Raw genomic sequence first — 24,878 nt, forward strand, 5'->3', positions numbered from 1 at the left:
CCCCGCGGCCGGACGGATCAGGTGTTCGGCCGCTTGCCGTGGTTCGCGCCCTTCTTCCGCCGCGCCCGGCGCTTGTTGCCCCGCTTCGACATGGCGTTCCTCCCGTTCGGTAGGGGTATGTCCTGGACAGCCTAGGTTCGTCGGACAGGGGTCGCACGTCGTCGGCCGGGCCCGTTTCCAGTACGGCGGCGAGTACGGCGAGTATGGTGGTGAGTATGGCAACCAAGAAGGTGACGGTGACGATCCCGGAGGACCTCCTGGAGGAGGTCCGTGCCGAGGCGGCCGAGTACGGCCTTTCGGCCTATGTGGCCGAGGCGCTGCGCCTCCGGCGCGACCGGGACCGGCTCAGGGAGCTCGTCGACTGGCTGGAGGAGGAGCACGGCCCCGTCTCCGGTCCGGAGCGGGCGGCGGCCGCCGCCGAGCTGGACGCGCTCGACGCCGAGCACGCGCGGCGCCGGGAGCCCCGGAAGGACCGGGACGCCGCGTGACCAAGCGGACCGGAGAGAACGCGCCCCTGCGCGTCTTCGTGCTCGACAGCGAGGCCCTGTCGCTCGCGGTACGGGGCGACCGCGCGATGATCGCCCGGCTCGAACTCGCCGCGAGCGGGGCCGCCGAGGTCGTCACCTCGCCGATGACCCTGATCGAGGCGTACGACGCCAGGACGACGGAACGGCGCTGGGACTGGGTCCTGTCCCGTGTGCGCGTGGCGGACATCGGCAGGGAGGAGGCCCGCGAGGCGCGTCGGCTCCTGGCGGACGCCGGACTGCACGGCCACCGCCACGCCATCGACGCCGTGCTCGCCGTCGTGGCCTCGCGGCAGCCGGGCCAGGTCACCGTGTTCACCTCGGACGTCGAAGACCTGGAACAGCTGGTCCCCGGACGGATCGTCGTCTTCCGGGTCTGAGCCCCGGGGCGGCTCCGTCACCCCTACACCCCGGGCCCCGCCGGACCCGCCCGTCCCACCACCGCTCCCGCCCGGTCGATACAGACCACGTCCACCGCCACCGGCGCGCCCCGCAGGACCGCCAGGGCCTCGTCACGGGCGCGGGCCGCCACCAGATCGCCCAGCGGGACCCCGGCCGCCTCGCAGAGCCGCAGCGCCGCCAGGCCCGTGTTCGCGGCGGCCACCTCCGCCGCCAGGGACTCCGGCGCGCCGCCCGCCCGCGCCAGGTCCGCCAGGAAGCCCTTGTCGACCTGCGAGCGGGCCGAGTGCAGGTCCAGATGGCCCGCCGCCAGCTTGGACAGCTTCGCGAAGCCGCCGCAGACCGTGAGCCGGTCCACCGGATGGCGGCGGACGTACTTCAGGACCGCGCCCGCGAAGTCGCCCATGTCGAGCAGGGCGATCTCCGGCAGGTCGTACAGCTCCCGCACGGTCCGCTCCGACGTCGAACCGGTGCAGCCCGCCACGTGGCGCAGCCCGCCCGCGCGGGCCACGTCCACGCCCCGGCGGATCGAGTCGATCCACGCCGAGCACGAGTACGGCACGACGATCCCCGTCGTGCCGAGGATCGACAGACCGCCGAGGATGCCGATCCGGGGGTTCCAGGTGGACCGGGCGATCTCCGCCCCGTGGTCCACGGAGATCGTGATCTCGACGTCCCCGGTCCCGCCGTGCGCCGCCGCGACCGCCGCCACGTGCTCCCGCATGAGCTGCCGGGGCACCGGGTTGATCGCCGGTTCGCCGACCTCAAGGGGCAGGCCCGGCAGGGTCACCGTGCCGACGCCCTCGCCCGCCCGGAAGACCACCCCTGAGCCCGGCGGGAGGAGCCGTACCGTCGCCCTGATCACCGCCCCGTGCGTCACGTCCGGGTCGTCGCCCGCGTCCTTCGTCACCGCCGCCATCGCCGTACCGCCCGCGCGGGACTCGGCGGTCAGCGCGAACGACGGCCGCTGCCCCTTCGGCAGCGTCACCGTCACCGGGTCGGGGAAGTCGCCGGTCAGGAGCGCCGTGTACGCGGCCGTCGTCGCCGCCGTCGCACAGGCACCGGTCGTCCAGCCGGGCCGCAGACCGGTGTGCTTGAGTTGGGCCTCACGCCCGCCGCCTGATGTCACGAAGGGGCTCCTGTGCACGTACTCATTCTCGGGGGCACCACCGAGGCCCGCGCCCTCGCCGGGCTGCTGCACGCCCGCCCCGGACTGCGGGTGACCAGTTCGCTCGCCGGGCGGGTGGCCAGGCCCCGGCTGCCCGAGGGCGAGGTCAGGATCGGCGGCTTCGGCGGGGCCGACGGGCTCGCCGGGTGGATCGGCGGGCACGCCGTGGACGCGGTCATCGACGCCACGCATCCCTTCGCCGGGCGGATCAGCTTCAACGCGGCCCGTGCGGCCGCCACCGCCCATGTTCCCCTGCTGGCGCTGCGCCGCCCCGGCTGGGTCCCGGCCGCCGGGGACCGCTGGACGTCCGTACCGTCCCTGGAGGCGGCGGCCGACGCGCTCGGCGGCCTCGGGGAGCGGGTGTTCCTGACCACCGGCCGGATGGGGCTCGCGGCCTTCGCGGGGCTCCCGCAGTGGTTCCTGGTCCGCTCGGTGGACGCCCCCGACGGACCGGTCCCGGCCCGTACCGAGGTCCTCCTCGACCGGGGGCCCTTCACCCTGGACGGCGAGCGGGAGCTGCTGGCCCGGCACCGGATCGACGTCCTGGTGACCAAGGACAGCGGGGGCGCGGCGACCGCCCCGAAACTGGCGGCGGCCCGCGAGGCGGGCCTGCCGGTCGTGGTGGTCGTCCGCCCCCCGGTCCCGGCGGACGTACCGGTGGCGGCGACCCCCGAGGAGGCCGCCGCCTGGGTGCTCGGGCGCTGAGGCTCAGCCCCCGGCGGGGGTGTTCAGCTCGGTGATCTCGACCCACGACACCCGGTCGAGGTCGGTGGTCGCCAGGGAGTTGCCCCAGCGGTCGACGGCGACGACGGCGTAGCGGTTCGTGTCGCCGTCCTGGACGGAGCCGTAGAGGTGCGAGGTGACGTCGGCGGGGAAGTACTCGACGCGCCGGTAGACCCAGACGCCGCCGCCCGGCTCCTCGTCGTCGGGCCAGAACTCGCCCCTGAGCAGCTCGTAGTGGTCCAGGTCGGGCTCGGTGCTCGCCGCCCACTCCAGGAACACCCCGTCCGGGCGGGCCGTGCCCTTGAGCCCGGCGACGGGCGCCGGGGCGACCTGGTCGCCCGGGGTGGTGAGGGTGAACGGGGCGGAGTGCGCCGACTCGTGGCCCGCCGCGTCGACGGCGGTCACCGTGTACCGGTACGTCGAGCCGGGCAGGGCCCCGCGGTCGGCGTACGAGCGCCCGGTGACCTCGGTGTACGCGCCGCCGTCCCGGTAGACCCGGTAGGAGACCACGTCACGGTCGGCGGGCGCGGCCCAGTCGAGGAAGGCGGCGCGGGCGGCGAGGGCGTACTCGCCGGTCAGACCGGTGGGCGCGCCCGGGGCGAAGTCGCCGTGGGAGGCGGTGACGGCGGTGCGGCCCGAGGTGTTCCCGGCGGCGTCGACGGCCGACACCCAGTAGCCGTAGCCGGTCTTCTCGGTGACGGCGGTGTCGGTCCACGAGGTGGCGGTGACCCCGGTGGCGACCTGGACGACGGGGGCCGTCGGGGCGGTGCCGGTGCGCCGGTGCACGGTGTAGCGGGCGGCGCCCGCGACGGGCTTCCAGGTCAGGGTGACACCGGCGCGCGCGTCGGCGGCGGTGACTCCGGCCGGGGCGGCGGGGGCGGTGCGGTCCACGGTGGTGACGGTGAGGTCGACGCCGCCCGGGGACTCGTTGCCCGCCCGGTCGACGGCCCGCAGTTCGTAGAGGAACCTCTCCCCGGTGGCGGGCGGGGTGTCGGTGGACGAGGTGCCGGTGATCAGCGTGGTGGGGCTGCCGACCCTGGTCCACACCGTGGTGGTGGACAGTCGCCGGTAGAGGCGGTAACCGGCGTGGTCCATCTCCTTGTTGGCCGCCCACTTCAGGGTGGTCCGGTTGAGGTTCCGGTCGTAGGCGGCGGACGCGCCCGCCGGGGCGAGCGGCTTGACCCGGTCGACGGAGGCCGAAGTGTTCGGCGTGTAGCCGAACTTGACGTTGGCGGCGCCGGTCCAGTGGGCGTAGTCCACGCGGATCGTGTGCCGTCCGGCCGGGACGGTGACCGCGACGGCCTTCTTCTGGGTGGTGGAGACGTTCCGCCACAGGTCGGTCTTCCGGACGCCGTCGAGGTAGACGCGGATGCCGTCCTGCGCCTCGGCGGTGAAGGTGAACGGGCCGCCGGAGCCGAAGTCGCGGGTGAGCGACCAGCGGACGGAGAAGTTGTCCTTGGGCAGGGTGACGCCCGCGGGGTCGCCGAGGCCGTAGTTCTCGGCGATGGCGCTGTCGCAGGCGGTCAGCTTCGGGGTGCCGCTGAAGGTGGGGTTGCCGTAGTACTGCGCCGTCCACACGGGGGAGGCGCAGCTGACGGCGGCGGTGGCCGGGGCGGCGGCGAGCAGGCCGCCGGACGCGGCGAGGGCGGCCGTGGCGGCCAGTGCGCTCAGCCGGTGACGAGTCATCACGAAGAGGGGCCCTTTCCGGACCTACGGGAGACAGATGGTGCGGGGGGAGGGCGACGGGCGGTGCGGGTGGGGCCGGTCCACCGCTGTCGCCTCGGGACTTTACCGTCCCTTTCCCTTGCGGCGACAGGGGTTTCACGCCGGGGCGCGGCTGCGGCCGGGGACGGGGGTGCGGTCGGGGGCGGGGGTGCCGCCCCGGTCCGGTGTGGGCCCCCCGGCCGGTGTGGGCCCCCGGTCCGGTGCGGGGTGCGCCTCCGGGTCCGGTGCGAGGTCCTGCCTCGGTTCGCGCCGGGGCGCGGCTCCGGTCCGGGGCGGGGCGGGGCGGTGCGCGCCTCCGGATCCGGTACGGGGCGCCGCCCCGGCCGCTGTGGGCCCCGGTCCGGTGTGGGCCCCGGTCCGGTGTGGGCCCCCCGGCCGGTGTGGGCCCCCCGTCCGTCCGGGGCCGGTTCCGGGCGCTCCCCCGTCCGGCGGGGGAGCGCCCAGGAGGTCACCCGTACCGGCGGGGGGTCCAGGTGATCGTGCGGCCGTCCGCGCGTTCCACCGCGCGGGTCTGCGAGGAGCCGATCAGGAGCAGGGTCCGCATGTCGACCTCGGACGGCTCCAGGGTCTCCAGGGTCACCACCCGCACCGACTGCTCGGGGCCGCCGACGTCCCGGGCGACGACCACCGGGGTCCCCGGGGCGCGCAGCGCCAGCAGCAGCTCGCGGGCGGCGGCCACCTGGTGCGTACGGGACTTCGAGCCCGGGTTGTAGAGGGCGATGACCAGATCGGCCTCCGCGGCGGCGCGCAGCCGCGCCTCGATGACCTCCCAGGGCTTGAGCCGGTCCGACAGGGAGATCGTCGCGTAGTCGTGGCCGAGGGGCGCGCCCGCCGCGGCGGCGGCGGCGTTGGCGGCGGTCACCCCCGGGAGGACCCGTACGGGCACGTCGGCGTAGGCCGGTTCGCAGGCGACCTCCAGGACGGCGGTGGCCATCGCGAAGACGCCCGGGTCGCCGCCGGAGACGACCGCGACCCGGTGGCCCCGGCGGGCCAGGTCGAGGGCGAACTCGGCGCGCTCGGACTCGGCCTTGTTGTCGGAGCCGTGCCGGACCTGCCCGGGGCGCAGCACCGGCACCCGGGCCAGGTAGGTGGTGTAGCCGACGAGGACGTCGGCGTTGACGAGGGCGCCGCGCGACTCGGGGGTGAGCCAGGGCGCCCCGGCGGGGCCGGTGCCGACGACGACGACCTCGCCCCGGTCCCGTACGGGGGGCACGGCGTCGACCCGGGAGGGCAGGACGGCCACCGAGAAGTAGGGGACGGTCGCGGGGTCGACACCGGCGAGGTCGCCGGTCCGCTCGCCGGGCATGAAGGCGCGCTCCACGTACCGGGCGTCGTCGAGCCGTCCGGCCCGCTCCAGGGCCCGCCGGACGGTGGGGAAGGTGCGGCCGAGCTTCATCACGACCGCCGAGTCGGTGCCCGCGAGCCGGGCCGTCAGCTCGTCCTCGGGGAGGGTGCCGGGGATGATCGTGAGGACTTCCTCGGCCTCGCACAGCGGCTCGCCGAGCCGGGCGGCGGCGGCGCTGACGGAGGTGACGCCGGGGATGACGGTGGTGTCGTAGCGGTCCGCGAGCCGCTTGTGCATGTGCTGGTAGGAGCCGTAGAAGAGGGGGTCGCCCTCGGCGAGCACGGCGACGGTGCGGCCCGCGTCGAGGTGGGCGGCGAGCCGGGCGGCGGCCTCCTCGTAGAAGTCGTCCAGGGCGCCCCGGTAGCCGCCGGGGTGGTCGGTGGTCTCCACGGTGAGCGGGTACATCAGCCGCTCCTCGACGTGGTCCTCGCGCAGGTGCGCGGCGGCGATGGAGCGGGCGATGGACCGGCCGTGGCGGGCCGAGTGGTAGGCGACGACGTCGGCCTCCCCGATGGCCCGCACGGCGGCCAGCGTCATCAGCTCCGGGTCGCCGGGCCCGAGCCCGACCCCGTACAGCCTGCCCGGGGTGCGCGGTGCGGTGCTCATGCCTGGATCTCCGCTTCGTGGGCGAGGGCGTTGAGGGCGGCGGCCGTCATGGCGCTGCCGCCGCGCCTGCCCCGGACGACGAGGTAGTCGAGGCCCAGGTCCTGGGCGGCGAGGGCGTCCTTGGACTCGGCGGCGCCGATGAACCCGACGGGTATGCCGAGGACGGCGGCCGGGCGGGGCCCGCCCTTCGCGACCATCTCCAGGAGGTGGAAGAGGGCGGTGGGCGCGTTGCCGATGGCGACGACGGAGCCTTCGAGGCGGTCCCGCCACAGTTCGAGGGCGGCGGCGGAGCGGGTGGTGCCAAGTTCGGCGGCGAGGCCCGGCACGGCCGGGTCGGAGAGCGCGCAGATCACCTCGTTGTCGGCGGGCAGCCGCTTGCGGGTGACGCCGCTGGCGACCATCTGGGCGTCGCAGAGGATCGGCGCCCCGGCGCGCAGCGCGGCGCGGGCGCGGGTGACGACGTCCGGGGAGTACGCGATGTCCTGGACGAGGTCGGTCATCCCGCAGGCGTGGATCATGCGCACCGCGACCTGGGCGATGTCGGCGGGCAGGCCCGAGAGGTCCGCCTCGGCGCGGATCGTGGCAAAGGACCGGCGGTAGATCTCCGCCCCGTCCTTCTCGTAGTCGAACATCGTGGTGCTCTCGCTCATCTCGTGTGGGTCGCCGGGTGGCGGGCCGCCGCGACGGCCTCGGACAGGGCGGCGCGGGGGGTGGGGACGCCGTCCACCAGGTAGGTGTCGTCACCGGTGGCGACGGCTTCGGTACGGGCGCCGTGCGGGTGCCCGCAGCGCCGGGCGCAGCCGGAGTAGTGCACCGGCAGCGGGCCCGGGGGCGCGGCGAGCGCGTCGGCCCGCACATCGGCGAGGGACTTGGCGCAGCCGGGCCGTCCGGTGCAGACGGTGACCCCGGCGCCGGGCGCGCCGGGCCGGGTGATCAGGCCGTGCGCGGCGAGCGCGGGCAGCCGCCCGGGGCCCGCGCCGACGACGACCGCGCCGCGCCAGGGCGTGAGCCGGACCTCGTCGGCGGGCAGCAGGGCCCGCAGTTGGGCGGCGGTGAGCCTGCCCAGCGGGGCGAGGACGTGCGGAGTGCCGCCGGGCAGCTCGCCCGGCGGGGGCGGCGGTGACACCGGCGGCGGGGGTACGGAGACGGGCCCGGCGGCGATCCCGGCGCGGGCCAGTGCTCCGGCCCAGTCCGGTGCGTGCGCCTCGGGCAGTTCCCGGGGGCGCCAGGCCCCGGTCCCGGCGGCGTCGGCGGCGTCGAGGAAGGCGAGGGCGGCGGCCAGGGCCGCCGGGACGGCGTCGGCGGCGCCGGTCCTGAAGGTCCGGGGGCCCAGCCGCAGCAGGGCGGTGCCGCCGGGCGCTGCGACCAAGGTCACATCGCCGCCGAGTCCGGCGACGTCTCCGCGCCCGTCGTCCAGGACGAACAGGAAGCGGCCGGAGAGCGCCACCGCGCGGGGCTCGGCGCACAGGGCGCGGTCCAGCGCGCGGGCCCACAACTGCACGTCGCCGTGGCCGAGTCCGTCGAGTCCCGCGGTGGGCGAGGCGACGATGTTGCGGACGCGTTCGTGCCGGGGGGAGGGCAGCAGGCCCGCCGGGGCGAGCCGGTCGGCGAGCGCGGACCCGCAGTCGTCCGGGAGGCCGCGCAGCTCCGCGTTGCCGCGCGAGGTGACGCTGATCCGGCCGTCGCCCAGGTCCTCCGCCGCCGCCGCCAGGACCTCCACCTGAGGGGCGGTCAGACGGCCCCCGGGGAGCCGGAGTCGGGCGAGACCGCCGTCGTCGGCGGAGTGCAGGCGCAGCGCTCCCGGGCACGCGTCGCCGCGGTCCCGGGTGCGGGGCGCGCCCGGCGCGGGCGGCGGGAGCGGGGTGGGCGGCATGGCGGCGAGCATACCGACGGGGGACCGGGCGGCCCCCGGGTGTGATCCGGGCGACTGCGACGCCGGGCCCGGCCCGCCGACGGCACGTTCTACTATGCAGACGGCATGGGGTCCCAGGACCCCGGGGAGGAAGCCCGGTGCGATTCCGGCGCGGTCCCGCCACTGTGAGCCCGCCCGGCACGATCGGGAGGGCGAGCCAGGAACTCCCGCCGTCCACACGACCACCCGGGGCGCGGACCACCCCGAGGAAGGCCTGCGTAGCCATGCTCCTGCTGCTGTCGCACTCCGACACCGACCTGCTCAGTGCCCGCGCGGCCGGCGGACCGGTGGAGTACCGCTTCGCCAACCCCGCCCGGCTCCCGCTGGCCGATCTGCCCGGTCTCCTGGAGGGCGCCGACCTCGTCGTCGTCCGCCTCCTGGGCGGGCTCCGCTCCTGGCAGGAGGGCCTGGACGCGGTCCGCGCCGCCGGACTGCCGGTGGTCGTCCTCAGCGGCGAACAGGCCCCCGACGCCCAGCTGATGGAGGCGTCCACCGTCCCCGTCGGCGTCGCCACCGAGGCCCACGCCTATCTCGCGCACGGCGGCCCGGCGAACCTGGAGCAGCTCGCCCGCTTCCTCTCCGACACCGTCCTGCTCACCGGCCACGGCTTCGAGGCCCCGGCCGGGGCCCCCACCTGGGGCCCGCTGGAGCGGACCGCCCGTACGACGGACGGCCCGACCGTCGCGGTGCTCTACTACCGCGCCCACCACATGAGCGGGAACACCGGCTTCGTCGACGCCCTGTGCGCGGCGGTCGAGGACGCGGGCGCACAGGCCCTCCCGCTGTACGTGGCGTCCCTGCGGGCCCCCGAGCCGGAGCTGCTCGACCGGCTGCGCACCGCCGACGCGATCGTCACCACGGTCCTCGCGGCGGGCGGCACCAAGCCGGCCGAGGCGCAGGCGGGCGGCGACGAGGAGGCCTGGGACGCGGGCGCGCTGGCCGGGCTCGACGTGCCGATCCTCCAGGCGCTCTGCCTGACCTCCTCGCGCGCCGCGTGGGAGGAGAGCGACGAGGGCCTGTCGCCGCTGGACGCGGCGAGCCAGGTCGCCGTCCCCGAGTTCGACGGGCGGCTCATCACCGTCCCGTTCTCCTTCAAGGAGATCGACGAGGACGGACTGCCCTCGTACGTCGCCGACCCCGAGCGGGCGGCCCGGGTCGCCGGGACCGCCGTACGGCACGCCCGGCTGCGGCACATCCCGAACGCCGACAAGAGGCTGGCGCTCGTCCTCTCCGCGTACCCGACGAAGCACTCCCGCATCGGCAACGCGGTCGGCCTCGACACCCCCGCCTCCGCCGTCTCCCTGCTGCGCCGTCTGATCGCCGAGGGGTACGACTTCGGGCCCGCCGACGAGCTGCCCGGTCTGGTCTCCGGCGACGGCGACGAGCTGATCTACGCGCTCATCGAGGCGGGCGGCCACGACCAGGACTGGCTGACCGAGGAGCAGTTGGCGAAGAACCCGGTCCGCATCCCGGCCGCCGACTACCGGCGGTGGTACGCGGAGCTCCCCGCCGGGCTGCGCGAGAGCGTCGAGGAGCACTGGGGGCCCGCCCCCGGCGAGATGTTCGTCGACCGCTCCCGCAACCCGGAGGGCGACATCGTCCTCGCCGCGCTGCGGCGCGGGAACCTCCTCGTCCTGATCCAGCCGCCGCGCGGCTTCGGCGAGAACCCGATCGCGATCTACCACGACCCTGACCTGCCGCCCTCGCACCACTACCTGGCGGCGTACCGGTGGATCGCGGCCCGCGCGGACGACGGCGGCTTCGGCGCCGACGCCATGGTCCACCTGGGCAAGCACGGCAACCTGGAGTGGCTGCCCGGCAAGAACGCGGGCCTGTCGGCCGCCTGCGGCCCCGACGCGGCCCTCGGCGACCTGCCGCTGGTCTACCCGTTCCTCGTCAACGACCCCGGCGAGGGCACCCAGGCCAAGCGGCGGGCGCACGCCACGCTCGTCGACCACCTGGTGCCGCCGATGGCCCGCGCCGACTCCTACGGCGACATCGCGCGCCTGGAGCAGCTCCTCGACGAGTACGCGCAGATCTCCTCCATGGACCCGGCGAAGCTGCCCGCGATCCGCGCCCAGATCTGGACGCTGATCCAGGCGGCCCGGCTCGACCACGACCTCGGTCTGGAGGAGCGTCCCGGGGACGACGGCTTCGACGACTTCCTGCTGCACGTCGACGGCTGGCTGTGCGAGGTCAAGGACGCCCAGATCCGTGACGGTCTGCACGTCCTGGGCGGCGCCCCGGCCGGTGAGGCCCGGGTCAACCTGGTCCTGTCCATCCTGCGGGCCCGGCAGATCTGGGGCGGCACGCAGGCGCTGCCCGGTCTGCGGGAGGCGCTGGGCCTGGACGAGTCGGCCGCGACCCGGACGACCGCCGACGAGGCGGAGGCGAAGGCCCGCGAGCTGGTCGAGGCGATGGAGGCGGCGGACTGGTCCGTGGACGCGGTCGCCCCGGTGGCCGCCGCGTACGGCCCCGACGTCCACGCGGTGCTGCGGTTCGCCTGCGAGCAGGTCGTGCCGCGCCTGGCCGCCACCACCGACGAACTCACCCACGCCGTGCACGCCCTGGACGGCGGCTTCGTCCCGGCCGGTCCCTCCGGTTCGCCGCTGCGCGGTCTGGTCAACGTCCTGCCGACCGGCCGCAACTTCTACTCGGTCGACCCGAAGGCGGTGCCGTCCCGGCTGGCCTGGGAGACCGGGCAGGCGCTCGCGGACTCGCTCCTGGAGCGCTACCGGACCGACAACGGCTCCTGGCCGACCTCGGTGGGCCTCTCCCTGTGGGGCACGAGCGCGATGCGCACTTCGGGCGACGACGTGGCCGAGGCGCTGGCCCTGCTGGGCGTCCGGCCGCTGTGGGACGAGGCGTCCCGCCGGGTGAACGGTCTCGAACCGATCCCGCTCGCCGAGCTGGGCCGCCCGCGCGTCGATGTCACCCTGCGCATCTCCGGCTTCTTCCGGGACGCGTTCCCGCACGTCATCGGGCTCCTCGACGACGCCGTACGGCTGGTCGCGGGGCTGGAGGACGAGTCCGCCGAGGACAACCACGTGCGGGCGCACACCCAGGCCGACCTCGCGGAGCACGGCGACGAGCGGCGCGCCACCACCCGTATCTTCGGCTCCCGGCCGGGCACGTACGGCGCGGGCATCCTCCAGCTGATCGACTCCCGCGACTGGCGCACGGACGCCGACCTCGCCGAGGTGTACACGGTGTGGGGCGGGTACGCGTACGGGCGCGGGCTCGAAGGGCGCCCGGCGCGGGCCGAGATGGAGACCGCGTACAAGCGGATCGCGGTGGCCGCGAAGAACACGGACACCCGTGAGCACGACATCGCGGACTCCGACGACTACTTCCAGTACCACGGCGGCATGGTGGCGACCGTCCGCGCGCTCAAGGGCACCGCCCCGGAGGCGTACATCGGGGACTCGACCCGCCCGGAGACGGTCCGCACCCGCACGCTCGTCGAGGAGACGTCCCGGGTGTTCCGGGCGCGGGTGGTCAACCCGCGCTGGATCGAGGCGATGCGCCGCCACGGCTACAAGGGCGCGTTCGAGCTGGCGGCGACCGTCGACTACCTCTTCGGGTACGACGCCACGACGGGCGTGGTCGCGGACTGGATGTACGACAAGCTCGCCCAGGAGTACGTCCTCGACCCGGCGAACCAGGCCTTCCTGAAGGAGGCCAACCCGTGGGCCCTGCACGGCATCGCGGAGCGCCTCCTCGAAGCCGAGTCGCGCGGCATGTGGGAGAAGCCGGACGCGGAGACCCTGGCCGCCCTGCGCCAGGTCTTCCTGGAGACGGAGGGCGACCTGGAGGGGGCGTCCGACGACTAGACGGCCGGGGCCGTCGCCGGGGCCGGGGCCAGTTCGAGGACACGGCCCCGGAAGCCCGCCCGCAGCCGCCGGTCGTGGCTGACGACGACCAGCGTGCCCCGGTACGGGACGAGCGCGGCCTCCAGTTCCTCCACGAGCGCCGGGGCCAGATGGTTGGTCGGCTCGTCGAGGAGGAGCAGATCGGCGGGCCGGGTGACGAGCCGGGCCAGTTCCAGCTTGCGGCGCTGTCCGGTGGACAGGTGCCGGACCGGGGTCGTCAGGTCGCGGGCGGAGAACAGGCCGAGGGCGAGCAGTTCGTCCGTACGGTCCTCCCCGAAGGACTCGTCCACCGTACGGGGGTCGGTGGGCGGGTCCGTCTCCTGCCGGAGCAGCCCGGTCCGCGCGGGCCCGTGCTCCGTGCGCGTGGTCACCGTGCCCCCGTCCGGGGCGAGTTCGCCCGCGAGGAGCTTCAGCAGGGTGCTCTTCCCGGCGCCGTTCGGCCCGGTCACCAGGAGCCGTTCGCCCGGCTCCAGACGGAGGGCGTCCAGCCGCAGCCGCCCCTCGATCCGTACTCCGGCGAGGTCCACGGACGCGCCCCCGCCCAGGAGTTCGGCGCGGAACGCCAGCGGTGGCGGCGGCGCGGGCACGGGCGCTCCGGTGAGCCGGGCGAGCCGTTCCCTGGCGGCCCGGATGCGGCTCATGGCGCCGTGCGCCCGTGACCGGGCCCGGAAGGCGCCCGCCCCGCTGAACGAGGCCGGGGCCTTGCGGGGGATCGCGGAGAAACGGTCGATGTGGGTGTCGGCGAGGGCCCGGTGGCGGGCCAGCTCCCGCTTCCACTCCTCGTGCTCCCGCTGTCTGCGGGCCCGTTCGGCGGCGCGCCCGGCGAGATAGCCGGGGTAGCCGTCGCCGTACCGGCGCACGGTCCTGCGGTCCTCGTCCACCTCCAGGACACCGGTGGTGACCCGGTCGAGGAAGGCCCGGTCGTGGGAGACGGCGACGACCGTGCCCCGGTGGGCGCGCAGCCGCTCCTCCAGCCAGGCCACGGCCCGGTCGTCGAGGTCGTTGGTGGGTTCGTCGAGCAGCAGCAGCTCGGGTCCGGCGGCCAGGACGGCGGCGAGCGCGAGCCGGGAGCGCTGTCCGCCGGAGAGCGCGGCGAGCGGCCGGGCGCGGTCGAGCGGGCCGTCCCCGCCGAGGCGGCGCAGCACGGTCTCGACCTGCCGGTCGGCCCCGGCGCCGCCCCTGGCCTCGTACGCGGCGAGCAGCCCGGCGTATCCGGCGAGGTCCCCGGTCCGGGCGAGCGCCGCCTCGGCGGCGCGGATCGCCCGCTCCAGCTCCCGCACCTCCGCGAGGGCGTGGTCGACGGCGTCACCGACGGTGGCGTCCGGGGGCAGGTCCCGGGTCTGGGCGAGATGGCCGACTCCCCCGGGGACCTCGACGGTCACGGCCCCCGCGTCGGGGGCTTCGAGCCCGGCGAGCAGCCGGAGCAGGGTGGACTTCCCGGCCCCGTTGTCCCCGACGACCCCGAGCCGCTCACCGGCCCGGAGCACGAGGGAGACCCGGTCGAACACGGTCCGGTACCCGCCACCGGGACGGTCGTGGTGCCTGCTGACGTCGGTGAGTCGGACATGGAACAAGGGCGGGATCCCTTCAGTCGATGAAGCAAGACGAGACGGGTCGTCTCGCTTCACTGAGAGTACGAGACGGGAGCGCGTTTGGCAAGACGCTACGTCTCGTCAAGTCCAGGGCTCCCCGTCGGCAGCGGGATCAGCCGAGCGGCGGGCGTCGGCGCCACCCGAGTGAGAACGGGCTCACCGGGCCGGGCGGAGGTTGTCGAGGGCGGTGGACCACTCGACGCCATTGGCCGGGCGGACGTGGGCGACGCGGACGACGCGACCGTCGCTGTGCAGCTCGTGCGTGACCGCCATCAACTCGCCCTCACCCCGGCTCGCGGTGTCGCGGACCCTCTGGTTCAGCAGCGGGTGCCGCTCGTACCCGGAGTGGTCGGCGGCGTTCACGTCCCACTCTCCTCGTCGGGCCGTTCGTCGGCGAAGCGCCGCATGAATCTCTCCCAGCCCCCGGCCGCCCGCTTGCGCAGCTCACGGCTCGGCGTGCCGAACCGTGGTTCCGGGTCCGCGTGCCTGTGCCCGGTGGCGCCGGGCGTGCGGCGGGGGAGGGTGGTCATCGCCTTGCTCCTGCCATCGATGGACTCGACAGCCGTCCGGGCCGGTGGGGGAACCCGGTGCAGCGGCCCGCACCCGGACGGTGTGCGGCCAGTCAACGGCGCGGGCGGCCACCGAGGTGACCCCGGAAGGTGACCCCGAGACGGAGTCACGCCACGGTTGCGGCCCGTAGCATCCGAGCAGCGCCCGGCAGGGAGGACGGATCGATGAACCGCCACACGCAGGACCCGCGCGAGGTCGTCGCGGGGCTTCTCGACGACCCCCGGTTACTCGCGGCCTGCGCCGAGCGCGACATGGGGACCCTCTTCCGGTTGCTCAACCACCGGGGGGTCAGCACCCGGCGCATCGCGGCGGTCGTCGACATCACCCAGGGGCGGCTCTACGACTACATGAACGGCAAGAGCCGGGTCGAGAGACTGAGCCTCTTCGAGCAGATCGCCGACGCCTTCCGTCTTCCCGGCCATCTGCTCGGGCTGGCCCGACGCTCCTGGGAACCCGCCGTCGCCGAGTTCCGCCCGCAGCGGGCGCCGCACGGGGACGACCTCGCGGCCATGGACGCCTTCCGAAGTGCTGACCGGCAGACCGGCGGCGGGCGCCTGTACGGGGCTGTCGTACGTCACCTCAGTGAACATGTGGCCGCACGCCTCGTCGAGGACGGTCGGCCCCAGGTGTTCGCCGCCGCCGGGGCCCTGACCGAAATGGCCGGGTGGATGGCGCACGACTCGGGCCACGACACCCTCGCCGAACAGCACTTCACCCGCGCCCTGCCCCTGGCCCGCACCTCCGGTGACCTCCCGTTGGCCGCGCACATCACCGCGTCGAGAAGCCACCTCGCGCTCCAGACCGGTGACGTGCCGGGTGCGGTGCTCTGGGCGCGTACGGGTCTCGACCTCGTCGGCCGGGGGCCGGGAATTCCCTCTCTCACGGCTCGGCTGCACACCATGCGGGCCCGTGCCCTGGCCGCCGGACGTCAGCGTGCCGCCGCTGCCCACGCCCTCGGACTGGCGCGCCGCGCTCTCGACGCCTCCGCCGACTCCGTCCACCCGTGGCTCAGTCCGTTCGACGCCGGTCGTATGGCCGGCGAGGCGGCCATGGCCCTGCGCGACCTCGGCGAGTACACGGAAGCCCTCGCCAGCGCCGAGGAAGCCGTGAGGCTGCGGGGCGCGGACCGTACGCGGTCGCTCGCGCTCAGCCGGATCACACTCGTGGACATCCTTCTCCGCAGAGGCGACCTCGACGCCGCCCTCAGCGTGGGCCACGACCTGCTCGGCACCAGCTCCACCCTCGGGTCCGTCCGCTTCATCCGTCAACTCGACGGATTGCGCCGACTTTTGGAGCCGCACAAGGGTTACGCGCCCGTTCAGGACTACCTGGTGAGATTCGACGACGCTCGGCGGGTGAGAACGCTGCTGCTGGCGGACATCCTCTCCCCCGGGGAAGGCGCACGCGCATGATGAGCCCCACGCCCACGCCCGACGACCCCGACGTCTGGGACGCCCACCTCGCCGAGGGCAACGCCAACCAGGCCCGCAAGCGGGTCGCGGCCGACGTGCTGCTGAGGGATTCGGCCGGGCGGGTGCTGGTCGTGAACCCCACCTACAAGCAGGGGTGGGACCTCCCGGGCGGGATGGTCGAGGCGAACGAGCCGCCGGAGGAGGCGGTGGGCCGCGAACTGCGCGAGGAACTGGGCCTGGAGGTCACCTTGCACGGGCTTCTGGTCGTCGACTGGGTCGCTTCGCACGGACCGTGGGACGACCAGATCGCGTTCATCTTCGACGGCGGCACCGTGGATCTCCCGCACGGGCTGAGCCCGCGGGACGAGGAACTCTCGGAGGCCCGGTTCGTGCCCGTGGAGACGGCGCTGACGCTGGTGCGGGAGCGGATGCGCCGCAGGCTGACGGCGGCGATGGACGCGCTCCGCCACGGGCGCCCGAAGTACCTGCGCGACGGCAGGGAGATCTGGTGACGCCGAGGCGGGCAGCCAGGGGGATCAGGCGGAGCCGTCGCCGCCTCTGATGATGGTGAGATCCGTGGACCGGTCGGCCGCGTACGGGTCGGGGACGTCTTCGGGGATGTTCCGCACGGCTTGTGTCTGCGCGGCGCCGTTGCCGTTGAACAAGAAGTCGGCACGGATACGCCAGTCGCGCCCGTCGGGGTAGATGAAGCCGTTCTCCGCGAGCTGCCTGAGACCGCGCGAGACGGATGGCTGGGACATGCCGCACTGCTCGGCGAACTTGGCCTGACTCTCGACGCGGACGAGACCGTGGTCCTTGCGGTTCTGCAGGGCGCTCATCTTATGGAACAGCTTGTATGCCGAGACACTGAGGGGGGCATCGGCAAGGGCCTGGTGTGCGTCGTATCCCATGGTGGTGAACCCTCCTCCTCGGAAGAACAGACCAGCGGCGGCCTGGACCGACGAGTGCACGGTGAGGTCCTGGACCTCGCCGGTGCTGCGGTTGACAGTTTCGAGTCGTGTGACTCGCCGGGCCGCGTGCACAGGCTACCTCCAGGGGTGAATGAGACGCTCGCGCTGACATGGGGTTTCATTCAGCGGTGCCATGTTATGCAGTCATGCATTCTCGATCAATGACTTGGGTTTTCTTTTATTCAGTTCTGCATGAGTGGATTGCAGGACTGCAAGGTGATCTTGAGGTCTCTGCAGGTGAGGGTGGTGTCGGGGTTCCGCTGTCTTTATAGGCAAAGTGCCCCGCCTCACCTCCCGCCCGCCGGGCAGCCGGTGAACGGGGCACCGTGGTCGGCCGACGGCCGTCTCGGGGTGCTCGCCGCTACAGGGAAGCGTGGCTGATGCCGGGTGTGGCTGATGGAGGCATACGTGGCGGATGGCCGTCCGGCTCTCCCGCCGCCGTGGCGCGCTTTCCGTGGCTGAGGTCCTCGGGCGTGGCTGGGTGCTCGGCGGTTTCGGACGACGCCGTGAATGCCGACGGCGGGAGGGGCGTTGTAGCCGACGGCGTGTCTGCCGGTGTCGAGTGGCCCACTGGTGCGGGTGCTCGGAGGCGGAACAGTGGGAGTGCGACCGCCTGCGTGCTGACCAGGTGTCGGTGGCCGCGCACGAAGACGTCGTCGACCTGATGAGAGTTTTTTGCCCGGCGCGTGACCGATGAGTTCTGGTGGGCCCGGCCGTCTACCCCATGACTGGCTCACCACGGAGGAGAACATCATGGCCGAGACCGACACCCGCACCCTGGACACCGTCGGTGCGACCCTTCGCTACGACGTCCGCCCCGGCACCGGGACGGACCCCCGTCCCCTGCTGATGATCGGCTCCCCCATGGACGCGTCCGGCTTCGTCTCGCTGGCCTCGCACTTCACGGACCGCACGGTGGTGACGTACGACCCGCGCGGGGCGGGCCGCAGCGAGCGCACCGACGGCGCCGCCGAGAACCTCCCCGACGAGCACGCCGACGACCTGGTCCGGCTGATCGAGGCACTCGGCGCCGGACCCGTCGACATCTTCGCGAGCAGCGGCGGCGCCATCAACTCCCTCGCCCTCGTCGCCGGGCGCGGCGACCTCGTCCACACCCTCGTCGCGCACGAGCCGCCGAGCGCCCAGGTCGTCCCGGACCGGGTGGAGGCCCTCGCGAGCTGCGCGGACGTCCACGCCACCTATCTGCGGGAGGGCTGGGGCGCCGCGATGGCCAAGTTCATCGCGCTGACCAGCCGTACGGGCCCGATCCCGGCGAACTGGGCCGAGGAGCCCGCGCCCTCCCCGGACGCCTTCGGCCTGCCCACCGAGGACGACGGCTCGCGCGACGACCCGCTGCTCGGCCAGAACATGCGGGGCTGCACCTCCTACCTCCCCGACTTCCCCGCCCTGCTGGCCACGCCGACCCGGATCGTCGTCGCCGCGGGCAAGGAGTCCGAGAACACCCTGGCCGCGCGGGCGGCGGTCGCCATCGCCGAGGGCATCGGCGTCCCCCTCGCCGTCTACCCCAGCCACCACGGCGGCTTCCTGGGCGGCGAGTTCGGGCAGCAGGGCGCCCCGGCGGAGTTCGCGGAGGCCCTGCGCGCGTCGCTCGCGGACGCCTGAGGAACGGGCCCGCCCGCCTGGCGGCCCTGCCTGACCGGTGGCCCTGCCCGGCCGGTGGCTCCGCCCGATGGGTGGGTGCCGGGTGCCGGGTGCCGGTTCCTTCCCGTCCGGTCCGGACAGCTCCCCCTCTTCGCGGCGATCGCCTTCACGGCGGTCGCCGCGTCGGCGTTTCCGGGGCCCCGCTCAGGGAGCCCGGGGCCCGGGAGCCGTCCGCCGGTGCGGGTACGGGTGCCGGGGCCGCTGCGGGTGTCGGTGCGGGCGGCGACACCTGGCGGGCGGGCGGCGGCGGTCCCGGCGGCATGGGTCCTGCGGCTGCTGAGGTCGGCGGGTTCGCCGTCGCCGTCTACGAAGTCACCGCCGTCACCCTCGCCGTCCCCGTCCCCGTCGCCGCCCCCGTCCTCCCCCTCGCCGTCGACGAAGTCGCCCCGTCTCGACAACCGATCGACTTGTTCTAGCGAAGTACGAACAAGTTGTTCTATCCTGGTGCGAACAAAGGAGGTCTCATGCACCGCGCCGCACCTCGTCTCCGTGCCCTCACCGCACTGCCCTTCGTCCTCGCCGTGACCGGCTACCTGCTGCTCCTCGCCCTCCGGTGGGACCAGCTCCCCGACCCCCTCGCCACCCACTTCGGCCTGGACGGCGGGCGCCCCGACGGCTTCACCGGCCGTACCGCCTTCGCCCTCGTCAGCACGGCCCTGCTCCTCGTGCTCGGCGCGGGCTGGACCGCCCTCGTCCAGCGCGGTTCGCTCTGGGGCGCCTGGGCCACCGCGGGCTTCACCGGCGCGCTCCTCGTCCTGCTCGTCCGGGACAACCTGGACGCCACCGACCCCGCCCTCGTCGAGTCCTCCCTCGCCGACCCGCTGCTCGCCCTGGCCGCCGCCGTCCTTTTCGGGCTCGTCGGCCTGGCGCTGACCCGGACCGTCCCCCGGGCCGCCCCGACCGGGGCCGCCGCAGGCCCGGACGCGCTCCGGCTGCCGCTCGGCGCGAGCGAGATCGCGGGCTGGTCCCGCGCCACCGCCTCCCGCACCCTGACCGTCCTCGCGGCGCTCGCCCTGGCCGCGACCCCCTTCGTCCTGCTCCTCGCCCCCTGGCCCGGCGCCCTCCTCGGACTGCTCGGCCTCCTCGTCGGACTGCCGGGCCTGGCCCTCGCCCGGGTCAGGGTCAGCGTCGACCGGCGCGGTCTCACCGTGCGGTCCGCGCTGTTCGCCCGGCCGCGCGTCCGCATCCCGCTCGACGAGGTCGCCGGGGCGGCCGTCCGCACGCTCGACACGGCCGCCGTCCTGAGCGAGTTCGGCGGCTGGGGCTACCGCGTCCGGGCCCACCGCACGGGCGTCATCGTCCGTACCGGCGAAGCCCTGGTCGTACGGCGGGACAGCGGCCGGGAGTTCGCGGTCACCGTCCCCGACGCGGCCACCGCCGCCGCCCTCCTCAACACGCTCGCCGAGCGCCATGGGAAGGTCTGACCGTGCTCTTCCGTGTCGACCCGGCCTCCGCCGCGCCCCTCGGCGACCAGATCGCCGCCTGTGTCCGGGGCGCCCTCGCCGACGGCTCCGCCGCGCCCGGCGAGCGCCTCCCGGCCGCCCGGGAACTCGCCGACTCCCTCGGCGTCAACGTCCACACCGTCCTGCGCGGGTACCAGCGGCTGCGCGAGGAGGGCCTGATCGAACTGCGCCGGGGCCGGGGGGCCGTCATCGTCCCCGGCGCCACCGCCCCCGACCGCGCCCGGCTCGTCTCCCGCCTCCGCGAGGCGGCGGCCGACGCCCGGGGGCTCGGTCTGACGGCCGAGGAGTTCCTGGAACTGGCCCGTACGAGCCTGGACTGACGGGGGGCGTCCCGCCGGGGGGCACCGGAGGCCGTACGGGCACCCCGCCCCTGGTCTTCAGAGCCGTACGGGCAGGGGCGCCGCGCCCCCGGTGTCCACACCCGTACGGGCCCGGGCCCTGGGGTCGCGCCCCTACGGGTGCCCGTACGGGTACGGGCGCCCCGCCCCGGTTCTCGGGGTCGTACCCCTACGGGCATCCCGCCCCCGGCACTCCCGCCCGTACCCGTACGGGCAATCCCGCCCCGGGCGCTCCCGCTCCTACCCGTACGGGCAATCCCGCCCCCCGTCCTCAGGCCAGTTCCCGTACCGGCGTCCCCGCCAGGAACGCCTCGATGTCCTCCACCGCCTGGCCGAAGTACCGTCCGTAGTTCCCCTCCGTCACATAGCCCAGGTGCGGCAGCGCGAGCACGTTCGGCAGGGAGCGCAGGGGGTCGTCCAGCGGCAGCGGCTCCGTCTCGAAGACGTCGAGGCCCGCCCCCGCGATCCACCCCTCCCGCAGCGCCCGCAGCAGCGCCCCGCCGTCCACGAGCCCCGCCCGCGAGGTGTTGACGAGATACGCGTGCGGGCGCATCGCCCGCAGCTCCGGCTCCCCGACCAGCCCGCGCGTCCGCTCCGAGAGCACCAGGTGCAGCGAGACGAAGTCGGCGCCCGCGAACAGCTCCCGCCGGTCCCCCACGTACCCCACGCCGTGCTCGGCGGCCCGCTCCTCCGTCAGGTTCGGGCTCCACGCCCGCACCTCCATGCCGAAGGCGAGGCCGACCCTCGCCACCCGGGCGCCGATCTTGCCGAGCCCCACGAGCCCCAGGGTCCGGCCCGCCAGATCGGCGCCGACGGTCGACTGCCAGGGCCCGCCCCCGCGCAGCGACCGGGCCTCCGCCGGAACGTGCCGGGCCAGACCGAGGAGCAGCGCCCAGGTCAGTTCGGCGGGCGGCTCCGAACCGCTGGCGGTGCCGCAGACGGTGATCCCGCGCGCGCGGGCGGCGGTCACGTCCACGGAGGCGTTCCGCATCCCGGAGGTGACGACGAGCCGGAGCCGGGGGAGCCGCTCCAGGAGCGCGGCGTCGAGCGGGGTCCGCTCCCGCATGACGACGAGGACCTCGCAGTCCGCGACGGCGGCGACCAGCGCGTCCCGGTCGGCCAGGTGCTCCCGCAGCACCCGCACCTCGACCCGGTCCGCGAGCGGCCCCCAGTCGGCGGAGGTCAGGGCGGCGCCCTGGTAGTCGTCGAGTACGGCGCAGCGCAGCTTCATGCCCGCATGATCGCGCACTGGGCGCCGGGCGGGTAGGGCCCGCCCGCCGGTCGTCCGATCGCTCCGCCCGGAGCGACAGGAGGACACCAGGCCCGGAGAATTGCCCCGACCTGTCATATTTCGGGTGCGAGGAGTGGATGCCATGGCCGCCGTGGACGACGGTGCCGACGCCGGTGACGAACTGGCCGCCCTCCGCGCCAGGGTGGCCGCCCTGGAAGGGGGCGGCGGGACCGCGCCGCCGTCCCACCACCGCGTCCGGTCGTTCTTCGCCGCCCTGCTCGTCGTCCTCGGCTGCGTCCTCGTCCCCCTCGGGCTCGTCGCCTCCTGGACCTCCGACATCGTCGGCGACACCGACCGGTACGTGAGGACGGTCGCCCCGCTCGCCTCCGACCCCGCCGTCCAGGCGGCCGTCGCCGACCGGGTGACCGGCGCCGTCATGGACCACATCGACCTGGCCTCCCTGCTGGAGGGCGTCGCCCCCGACCAGCGGCCCCTGGTCGAGAAGGCGCTCGGCAAGCTCGGCGGCTCGCTGGAGAGCGCCGTCCGCAGCTTCGTCCACGACCGGGCGCAGGACGTCGTCGCGTCCCCGGCCTTCGAGACCATCTGGACCGACGCCAACCGGGCCGTCCACACCTCCCTCGACCGGGCCCTGACCGGCGACGACAACGGCGCCGTGAAGATCGGCACGGACAAGGTCACCATCGATCTGGCGCCGGTGATCGACCAGGTCAAGGCCCGTCTCGTCGACTCCGGTCTCACCGTCGCCGGGAAGATCCCCGAGATCCACACCGACTTCACGGTCCTCCAGGCCGACGACATCGGGAAGGTCAAGACCCTCTTCGCCCTGCTCCAGGCGATGGGCGTCTGGCTGCCGGTGGTCGCGGTGCTGCTGGTCGCCGGAGGCGTGCTCCTCGCGGTCCGCAGGCGCCGCACCCTGGTCGTGGCCGCCCTCGGCGTCGCCCTCGCGGCCCTCGTCCTCGGCGCGGCGCTCACCGTCTTCCGTACGGTCTATCTCAACGCCCTTCCGAACGGGGTCTCCCCGGCGGCGGCGGGCGCCGTCTACGACACCCTGGTCCGCTACCTCCGCACCTCGGTGCGGGTGTTCGCGTCCCTGGGCGTCCTGATCGCCCTCGCGGCCTGGCTCTCCGGCCCGAGCCGCCCCGCCGTCCTCCTCCGGGGGCTGGGGGGCGCGGGCGCCTCCGCCGCCCGCTCCTTCGCCGACCGCGCGGGCCTGCGCACCGGCCCGGTGGGGCCCTTCGTCCGCCGCCACCGCGCCTGGATCACCTGGCTGCTGGTCGCGGCGGCGGCCGTGGCCTGCGTCTTCTGGCCCCACCCCACCGGCTGGGTCGTCCTGGGCCTCGCCCTCGCCCTCCTCTTCGCCCTCGCGGTGACCGCGTTCCTGGCGGAGCCGGAGCCGGAACCGGAGCGGGAGCCGGGGCCGGGTGCGGACCAGGGACCCGGACCCGCGCCGGACGACCCGGGAACACCGCCGCGCTAGCGGGGTGACCGGGCGCCACCGCATCGACGTGGGCCGGGTACTCCGTCTCTGCCGCCCCGGCGGCCTTGAGGGCGGTCAGAAGCTTGATGTACGGCATTCTGCGGTGGGCGGTACAGCGGGGGAACATGGGCGGTCCTCGGATCGGCCCACGGACGCGCGTCCGTGCCTCATGCGGAAAGGCCCCGCCCGCGCACCAGGGGGTAGCACGCGGACGGGGCAGGGGGGCGGCACCCTCGCCGCTTGCGGGGTCGGGCGGGGCACCACGGCCGGTACGGCGGAAGCGGGGGGGCGTGTCGTACCGGGGTGGGGTGGGTGTCGCTACTCGGGTCCGCCCGCTGGGACGGGTTGTTCCGGTGAGTCGAGCCACGGCGTCTCTCCCGTGGCGGTCAGGGTGAGCCCGAACCGCTCGGGACCGGGTCGGTCGTGCAGCAGCCACCAGGCGTACGCGGCTTCCACTTCGTTCCACAGGCGGCGGGGGCCGTGCTGCCAGACGGTGAACCGGTTCTCGTTCTTTCCGTCGAAGTCCACGGCGGCCCATGACGTGGCGTCGGTGGTGGCGACCCACAGCCGGGTTTCCACCCCGTCCACGCCGGGGTTCTCGTGCCACGTGTGCCACACGTCCCGGAGTTGCAGGCCGAGGGCGAATTGCGCGTTGAGATCGTCACGGGCCACGTCCCAGGGGGCCTGTGTCGTCTCGGACTCGTCGGGCTGGTGCTCGTCGCGCACGACGTCCCGGAACAGCCGCAGGTGCGCGCGCTGGTTCCGCATGAGCATGAACGCCGAGTGGGGGGAGAACGGCCCCGACGCCGACGTGCCCGTGTCGTCCACGGTGAGGCGGAGCAGCCCGTAGCAGGTCCACGGCGTGTCCCACGGGGTGAGGATGACGCCCCCGGGTCTCACCTGCGTGAGCCACGGACGGGGGACGGTCCGCACGGCGCAGGTGGCGATGAGCCGGTCGTACGGGGCGTCGGCCGCGTACCCCTCGGCCCCGTCCCCGGCGACGACGGCCGCGCCGAGCCCTTCCGCGCGCAGCCGGTCACGGGCCTCCGCCGCGAGTGCGGCATCGACTTCCACGCTCGTGACCTTGCCCGCTCCGGCGATGTGGGCCAGCAGCCCGGCATTCCACCCGGTCCCCGTGCCGATCTCCAGGACCCTGTGCCCGGGCCGCACGTCCAGCATGTTCAACATCCGGAACACGATCTCCGGGGCGCTCGCGGAGCTGGACGGCCACCGGTCCCCGTCCCCGGGGTCCTCGCCGTCGTTGACCTGGGTCACGGCGGGCGCGTCGGCGTACGCGGCACGCAGCCACGCTTCCGGGGACTCCGCCCGGTCGCACACCTCGTACCCGTCGCCGACCCAGATCCGGGGAGGGAGGAACCGATGTCGCCGGACCGCCCATGCGGCCCCGGCCGTCTGCGGGTCCAGCGCGCCGAGTTCCCCGCTCACCTCATCGAGAAGCGCGCGCAGCAGGATTCCGCTCGAATCACTCGAATCAGAGGTCACTGCTTCTCTTCCTTCCGGTGCTTCGGCGGGTCCTGCGGCTTGTTCGTGTCCGGACTCGGCTTCGCCGTACTCGGATCCCTGTCCCCGCTGTGCTTCCCGTCGCCACCGCTCGCGCCGCTGCCAGTTCCCCAACCCATGAGGGTGTCCCTTCGTCGGTTCGGACTTTCTGAGAACCCGCCCGGCGGTCTCACGTCCCCACGTGGGGACCGCCGGGCGGGCGTGATGTACCGAGCCCCGGCAGAGTGCCGGTCCCGGAAGATTTCGGTGCGTGACTACGCGGCGAGGATCAGTTCCGCCGAGCGGTCCGCGTCGGCCTGGTCGTCGTCCTGGCGCTCACCGTCGCCCGCCGGTTCGCCCGTCGGCT

At 74.7% G+C, this 24,878-nt stretch carries 23 protein-coding genes and 1 riboswitch; of the genes, 11 read left to right on the plus strand and 12 right to left on the minus strand.

Annotation, left to right across the window (positions count from 1 at the left end):
* Nucleotides 1-17: 17 nt before the first annotated feature.
* Entirely contained in the window at nt 18-92 is a 75-nt protein-coding gene (locus ACFXGN_RS05700) for a 50S ribosomal protein bL37 (RefSeq protein WP_384854521.1), read from the minus strand.
* Between the two features lie 123 nt (nt 93-215).
* Here ACFXGN_RS05700 and ACFXGN_RS05705 point away from each other — a divergent pair, with 123 nt between their 5' ends.
* Nucleotides 216-488, plus strand: coding sequence for a CopG family transcriptional regulator (locus ACFXGN_RS05705; RefSeq protein ID WP_384853884.1), 273 nt, complete (start codon nt 216-218; stop codon nt 486-488).
* Nucleotides 485-904 carry a hypothetical protein gene (locus tag ACFXGN_RS05710; protein ID WP_384853887.1) on the plus strand — a complete coding sequence of 140 codons (420 nt, stop codon included), beginning with the start codon at nt 485-487 and terminating at the stop codon, nt 902-904. The genes ACFXGN_RS05705 and ACFXGN_RS05710 overlap by 4 nt, the downstream gene beginning before the upstream one ends.
* A gap of 23 nt (nt 905-927) precedes the next feature.
* Here the strand turns inward: ACFXGN_RS05710 and ACFXGN_RS05715 are convergent, their stop codons facing one another.
* The gene (locus ACFXGN_RS05715; protein WP_384853890.1) at nt 928-2,052 is read right to left on the minus strand and encodes a cobalt-precorrin-5B (C(1))-methyltransferase; all 1,125 of its coding nucleotides are present in this window, start codon (nt 2,050-2,052) and stop codon (nt 928-930) included.
* A 12-nt stretch (nt 2,053-2,064) separates the two neighbouring features.
* Between ACFXGN_RS05715 and ACFXGN_RS05720 the strand changes: the two genes are divergently transcribed.
* Nucleotides 2,065-2,796 (plus strand): cobalt-precorrin-6A reductase, encoded by a 732-nt coding sequence (locus ACFXGN_RS05720; RefSeq protein ID WP_384853893.1) that lies wholly within the window; start codon nt 2,065-2,067, stop codon nt 2,794-2,796.
* 3 nt (nt 2,797-2,799) lie between these two features.
* Here the strand turns inward: ACFXGN_RS05720 and ACFXGN_RS05725 are convergent, their stop codons facing one another.
* From ACFXGN_RS05725 to ACFXGN_RS05740, 4 genes are all read right to left on the minus strand, one after another.
* Nucleotides 2,800-4,500 (minus strand): PA14 domain-containing protein, encoded by a 1,701-nt coding sequence (locus ACFXGN_RS05725; RefSeq protein ID WP_384854524.1) that lies wholly within the window; start codon nt 4,498-4,500, stop codon nt 2,800-2,802.
* A gap of 487 nt (nt 4,501-4,987) precedes the next feature.
* Entirely contained in the window at nt 4,988-6,490 is a 1,503-nt protein-coding gene (locus ACFXGN_RS05730) for a precorrin-2 C(20)-methyltransferase (RefSeq protein ID WP_384853896.1), read from the minus strand.
* A complete protein-coding gene (locus tag ACFXGN_RS05735; protein WP_384854527.1) occupies nt 6,487-7,122 on the minus strand; it encodes a precorrin-8X methylmutase in 636 nt (211 codons plus the stop codon). The genes ACFXGN_RS05730 and ACFXGN_RS05735 overlap by 4 nt, the downstream gene beginning before the upstream one ends.
* Before the next feature lie 14 nt (nt 7,123-7,136).
* The gene (locus tag ACFXGN_RS05740) at nt 7,137-8,375 is read right to left on the minus strand and encodes a cobalamin biosynthesis protein CobG (protein WP_384853899.1); all 1,239 of its coding nucleotides are present in this window, start codon (nt 8,373-8,375) and stop codon (nt 7,137-7,139) included.
* A 72-nt stretch (nt 8,376-8,447) separates the two neighbouring features.
* A riboswitch (cobalamin riboswitch) is annotated at nt 8,448-8,592 on the plus strand.
* A gap of 34 nt (nt 8,593-8,626) precedes the next feature.
* On the opposite strand from ACFXGN_RS05740, the gene cobN reads away from it, so the two are divergent.
* Nucleotides 8,627-12,235 carry a cobaltochelatase subunit CobN gene (gene cobN, locus ACFXGN_RS05745; protein WP_384853901.1) on the plus strand — a complete coding sequence of 1,203 codons (3,609 nt, stop codon included), beginning with the start codon at nt 8,627-8,629 and terminating at the stop codon, nt 12,233-12,235.
* On the opposite strand, the gene ACFXGN_RS05750 is transcribed toward cobN, so the two are convergent.
* From ACFXGN_RS05750 to ACFXGN_RS05760, 3 genes are all read right to left on the minus strand, one after another.
* Complete coding sequence (locus ACFXGN_RS05750; RefSeq protein WP_384854530.1) at nt 12,232-13,857, minus strand: ABC-F family ATP-binding cassette domain-containing protein; 1,626 nt, start codon at nt 13,855-13,857, stop codon at nt 12,232-12,234. The two genes, cobN and ACFXGN_RS05750, sit on opposite strands and share 4 nt — an antisense overlap.
* Nucleotides 13,858-14,022: 165 nt before the next feature.
* On the minus strand, nt 14,023-14,229 hold the full coding sequence (locus ACFXGN_RS05755) for a hypothetical protein (RefSeq protein WP_384853904.1): 207 nt from the start codon (nt 14,227-14,229) through the stop codon (nt 14,023-14,025).
* Entirely contained in the window at nt 14,226-14,396 is a 171-nt protein-coding gene (locus tag ACFXGN_RS05760) for a hypothetical protein (RefSeq protein ID WP_384853906.1), read from the minus strand. The genes ACFXGN_RS05755 and ACFXGN_RS05760 overlap by 4 nt, the downstream gene beginning before the upstream one ends.
* Nucleotides 14,397-14,600: 204 nt before the next feature.
* On the opposite strand from ACFXGN_RS05760, the gene ACFXGN_RS05765 reads away from it, so the two are divergent.
* Together ACFXGN_RS05765 and ACFXGN_RS05770 are read left to right on the plus strand one after the other, a co-directional pair.
* A complete protein-coding gene (locus ACFXGN_RS05765; protein ID WP_384853909.1) occupies nt 14,601-15,848 on the plus strand; it encodes an XRE family transcriptional regulator in 1,248 nt (415 codons plus the stop codon).
* The gene (locus tag ACFXGN_RS05770; RefSeq protein WP_384854532.1) at nt 15,848-16,360 is read left to right on the plus strand and encodes an NUDIX domain-containing protein; all 513 of its coding nucleotides are present in this window, start codon (nt 15,848-15,850) and stop codon (nt 16,358-16,360) included. Before ACFXGN_RS05765 ends, ACFXGN_RS05770 begins: the two co-directional genes overlap by 1 nt.
* 24 nt (nt 16,361-16,384) lie before the next feature.
* Here ACFXGN_RS05770 and ACFXGN_RS05775 read toward each other — a convergent pair whose 3' ends face one another.
* A complete protein-coding gene (locus ACFXGN_RS05775) occupies nt 16,385-16,687 on the minus strand; it encodes a hypothetical protein (RefSeq protein WP_384853912.1) in 303 nt (100 codons plus the stop codon).
* An 885-nt stretch (nt 16,688-17,572) separates the two neighbouring features.
* Here ACFXGN_RS05775 and ACFXGN_RS05780 point away from each other — a divergent pair.
* The 4 genes from ACFXGN_RS05780 (at nt 17,573) to ACFXGN_RS05795 (ending at nt 20,264) form a co-directional block, all read left to right on the plus strand.
* Nucleotides 17,573-18,442: an alpha/beta fold hydrolase gene (locus tag ACFXGN_RS05780; protein WP_384853915.1), complete on the plus strand. Its 870-nt coding sequence runs from the start codon at nt 17,573-17,575 to the stop codon at nt 18,440-18,442.
* A gap of 299 nt (nt 18,443-18,741) precedes the next feature.
* Entirely contained in the window at nt 18,742-18,897 is a 156-nt protein-coding gene (locus tag ACFXGN_RS05785) for a hypothetical protein (protein ID WP_384853916.1), read from the plus strand.
* A 48-nt stretch (nt 18,898-18,945) separates the two neighbouring features.
* The gene (locus ACFXGN_RS05790) at nt 18,946-19,905 is read left to right on the plus strand and encodes a DUF1648 domain-containing protein (protein ID WP_384853919.1); all 960 of its coding nucleotides are present in this window, start codon (nt 18,946-18,948) and stop codon (nt 19,903-19,905) included.
* 2 nt (nt 19,906-19,907) lie between these two features.
* Complete coding sequence (locus ACFXGN_RS05795) at nt 19,908-20,264, plus strand: GntR family transcriptional regulator (RefSeq protein ID WP_351783554.1); 357 nt, start codon at nt 19,908-19,910, stop codon at nt 20,262-20,264.
* 289 nt (nt 20,265-20,553) lie between these two features.
* Here ACFXGN_RS05795 and ACFXGN_RS05800 read toward each other — a convergent pair whose 3' ends face one another.
* A complete protein-coding gene (locus ACFXGN_RS05800; RefSeq protein WP_384853922.1) occupies nt 20,554-21,513 on the minus strand; it encodes a D-2-hydroxyacid dehydrogenase family protein in 960 nt (319 codons plus the stop codon).
* A gap of 142 nt (nt 21,514-21,655) precedes the next feature.
* On the opposite strand from ACFXGN_RS05800, the gene ACFXGN_RS05805 reads away from it, so the two are divergent.
* Nucleotides 21,656-23,011, plus strand: coding sequence for a hypothetical protein (locus ACFXGN_RS05805; RefSeq protein WP_384853924.1), 1,356 nt, complete (start codon nt 21,656-21,658; stop codon nt 23,009-23,011).
* Between the two features lie 318 nt (nt 23,012-23,329).
* Here ACFXGN_RS05805 and ACFXGN_RS05810 read toward each other — a convergent pair whose 3' ends face one another.
* The gene (locus ACFXGN_RS05810) at nt 23,330-24,514 is read right to left on the minus strand and encodes a methyltransferase domain-containing protein (protein WP_384853927.1); all 1,185 of its coding nucleotides are present in this window, start codon (nt 24,512-24,514) and stop codon (nt 23,330-23,332) included.
* Nucleotides 24,515-24,878 lie beyond the last annotated feature (364 nt).

It is taken from the genome of Streptomyces sp. NPDC059247 (assembly GCF_042754005.1).
In the GTDB taxonomy this organism is placed as follows: Bacteria; Actinomycetota; Actinomycetes; order Streptomycetales; family Streptomycetaceae; genus Streptomyces.

Coding starts and splice junctions, on each gene's coding strand:
- ACFXGN_RS05705 (WP_384853884.1), top strand. CDS start 216: ATGGCAACCAAGAAGGTGACGGTGACGATCCCGGAGGACCTCCTGGAG.
- ACFXGN_RS05725 (WP_384854524.1), bottom strand. CDS start 4,500: ATGACTCGTCACCGGCTGAGCGCACTGGCCGCCACGGCCGCCCTCGCC.
- ACFXGN_RS05730 (WP_384853896.1), bottom strand. CDS start 6,490: ATGAGCACCGCACCGCGCACCCCGGGCAGGCTGTACGGGGTCGGGCTC.
- ACFXGN_RS05735 (WP_384854527.1), bottom strand. CDS start 7,122: ATGTTCGACTACGAGAAGGACGGGGCGGAGATCTACCGCCGGTCCTTT.
- ACFXGN_RS05740 (WP_384853899.1), bottom strand. CDS start 8,375: ATGCTCGCCGCCATGCCGCCCACCCCGCTCCCGCCGCCCGCGCCGGGC.
- cobN (WP_384853901.1), top strand. CDS start 8,627: ATGCTCCTGCTGCTGTCGCACTCCGACACCGACCTGCTCAGTGCCCGC.
- ACFXGN_RS05760 (WP_384853906.1), bottom strand. CDS start 14,396: ATGACCACCCTCCCCCGCCGCACGCCCGGCGCCACCGGGCACAGGCAC.
- ACFXGN_RS05765 (WP_384853909.1), top strand. CDS start 14,601: ATGAACCGCCACACGCAGGACCCGCGCGAGGTCGTCGCGGGGCTTCTC.
- ACFXGN_RS05770 (WP_384854532.1), top strand. CDS start 15,848: ATGAGCCCCACGCCCACGCCCGACGACCCCGACGTCTGGGACGCCCAC.
- ACFXGN_RS05775 (WP_384853912.1), bottom strand. CDS start 16,687: ATGAGCGCCCTGCAGAACCGCAAGGACCACGGTCTCGTCCGCGTCGAG.
- ACFXGN_RS05780 (WP_384853915.1), top strand. CDS start 17,573: ATGGCCGAGACCGACACCCGCACCCTGGACACCGTCGGTGCGACCCTT.
- ACFXGN_RS05785 (WP_384853916.1), top strand. CDS start 18,742: ATGGGTCCTGCGGCTGCTGAGGTCGGCGGGTTCGCCGTCGCCGTCTAC.
- ACFXGN_RS05790 (WP_384853919.1), top strand. CDS start 18,946: ATGCACCGCGCCGCACCTCGTCTCCGTGCCCTCACCGCACTGCCCTTC.
- ACFXGN_RS05800 (WP_384853922.1), bottom strand. CDS start 21,513: ATGAAGCTGCGCTGCGCCGTACTCGACGACTACCAGGGCGCCGCCCTG.
- ACFXGN_RS05805 (WP_384853924.1), top strand. CDS start 21,656: ATGGCCGCCGTGGACGACGGTGCCGACGCCGGTGACGAACTGGCCGCC.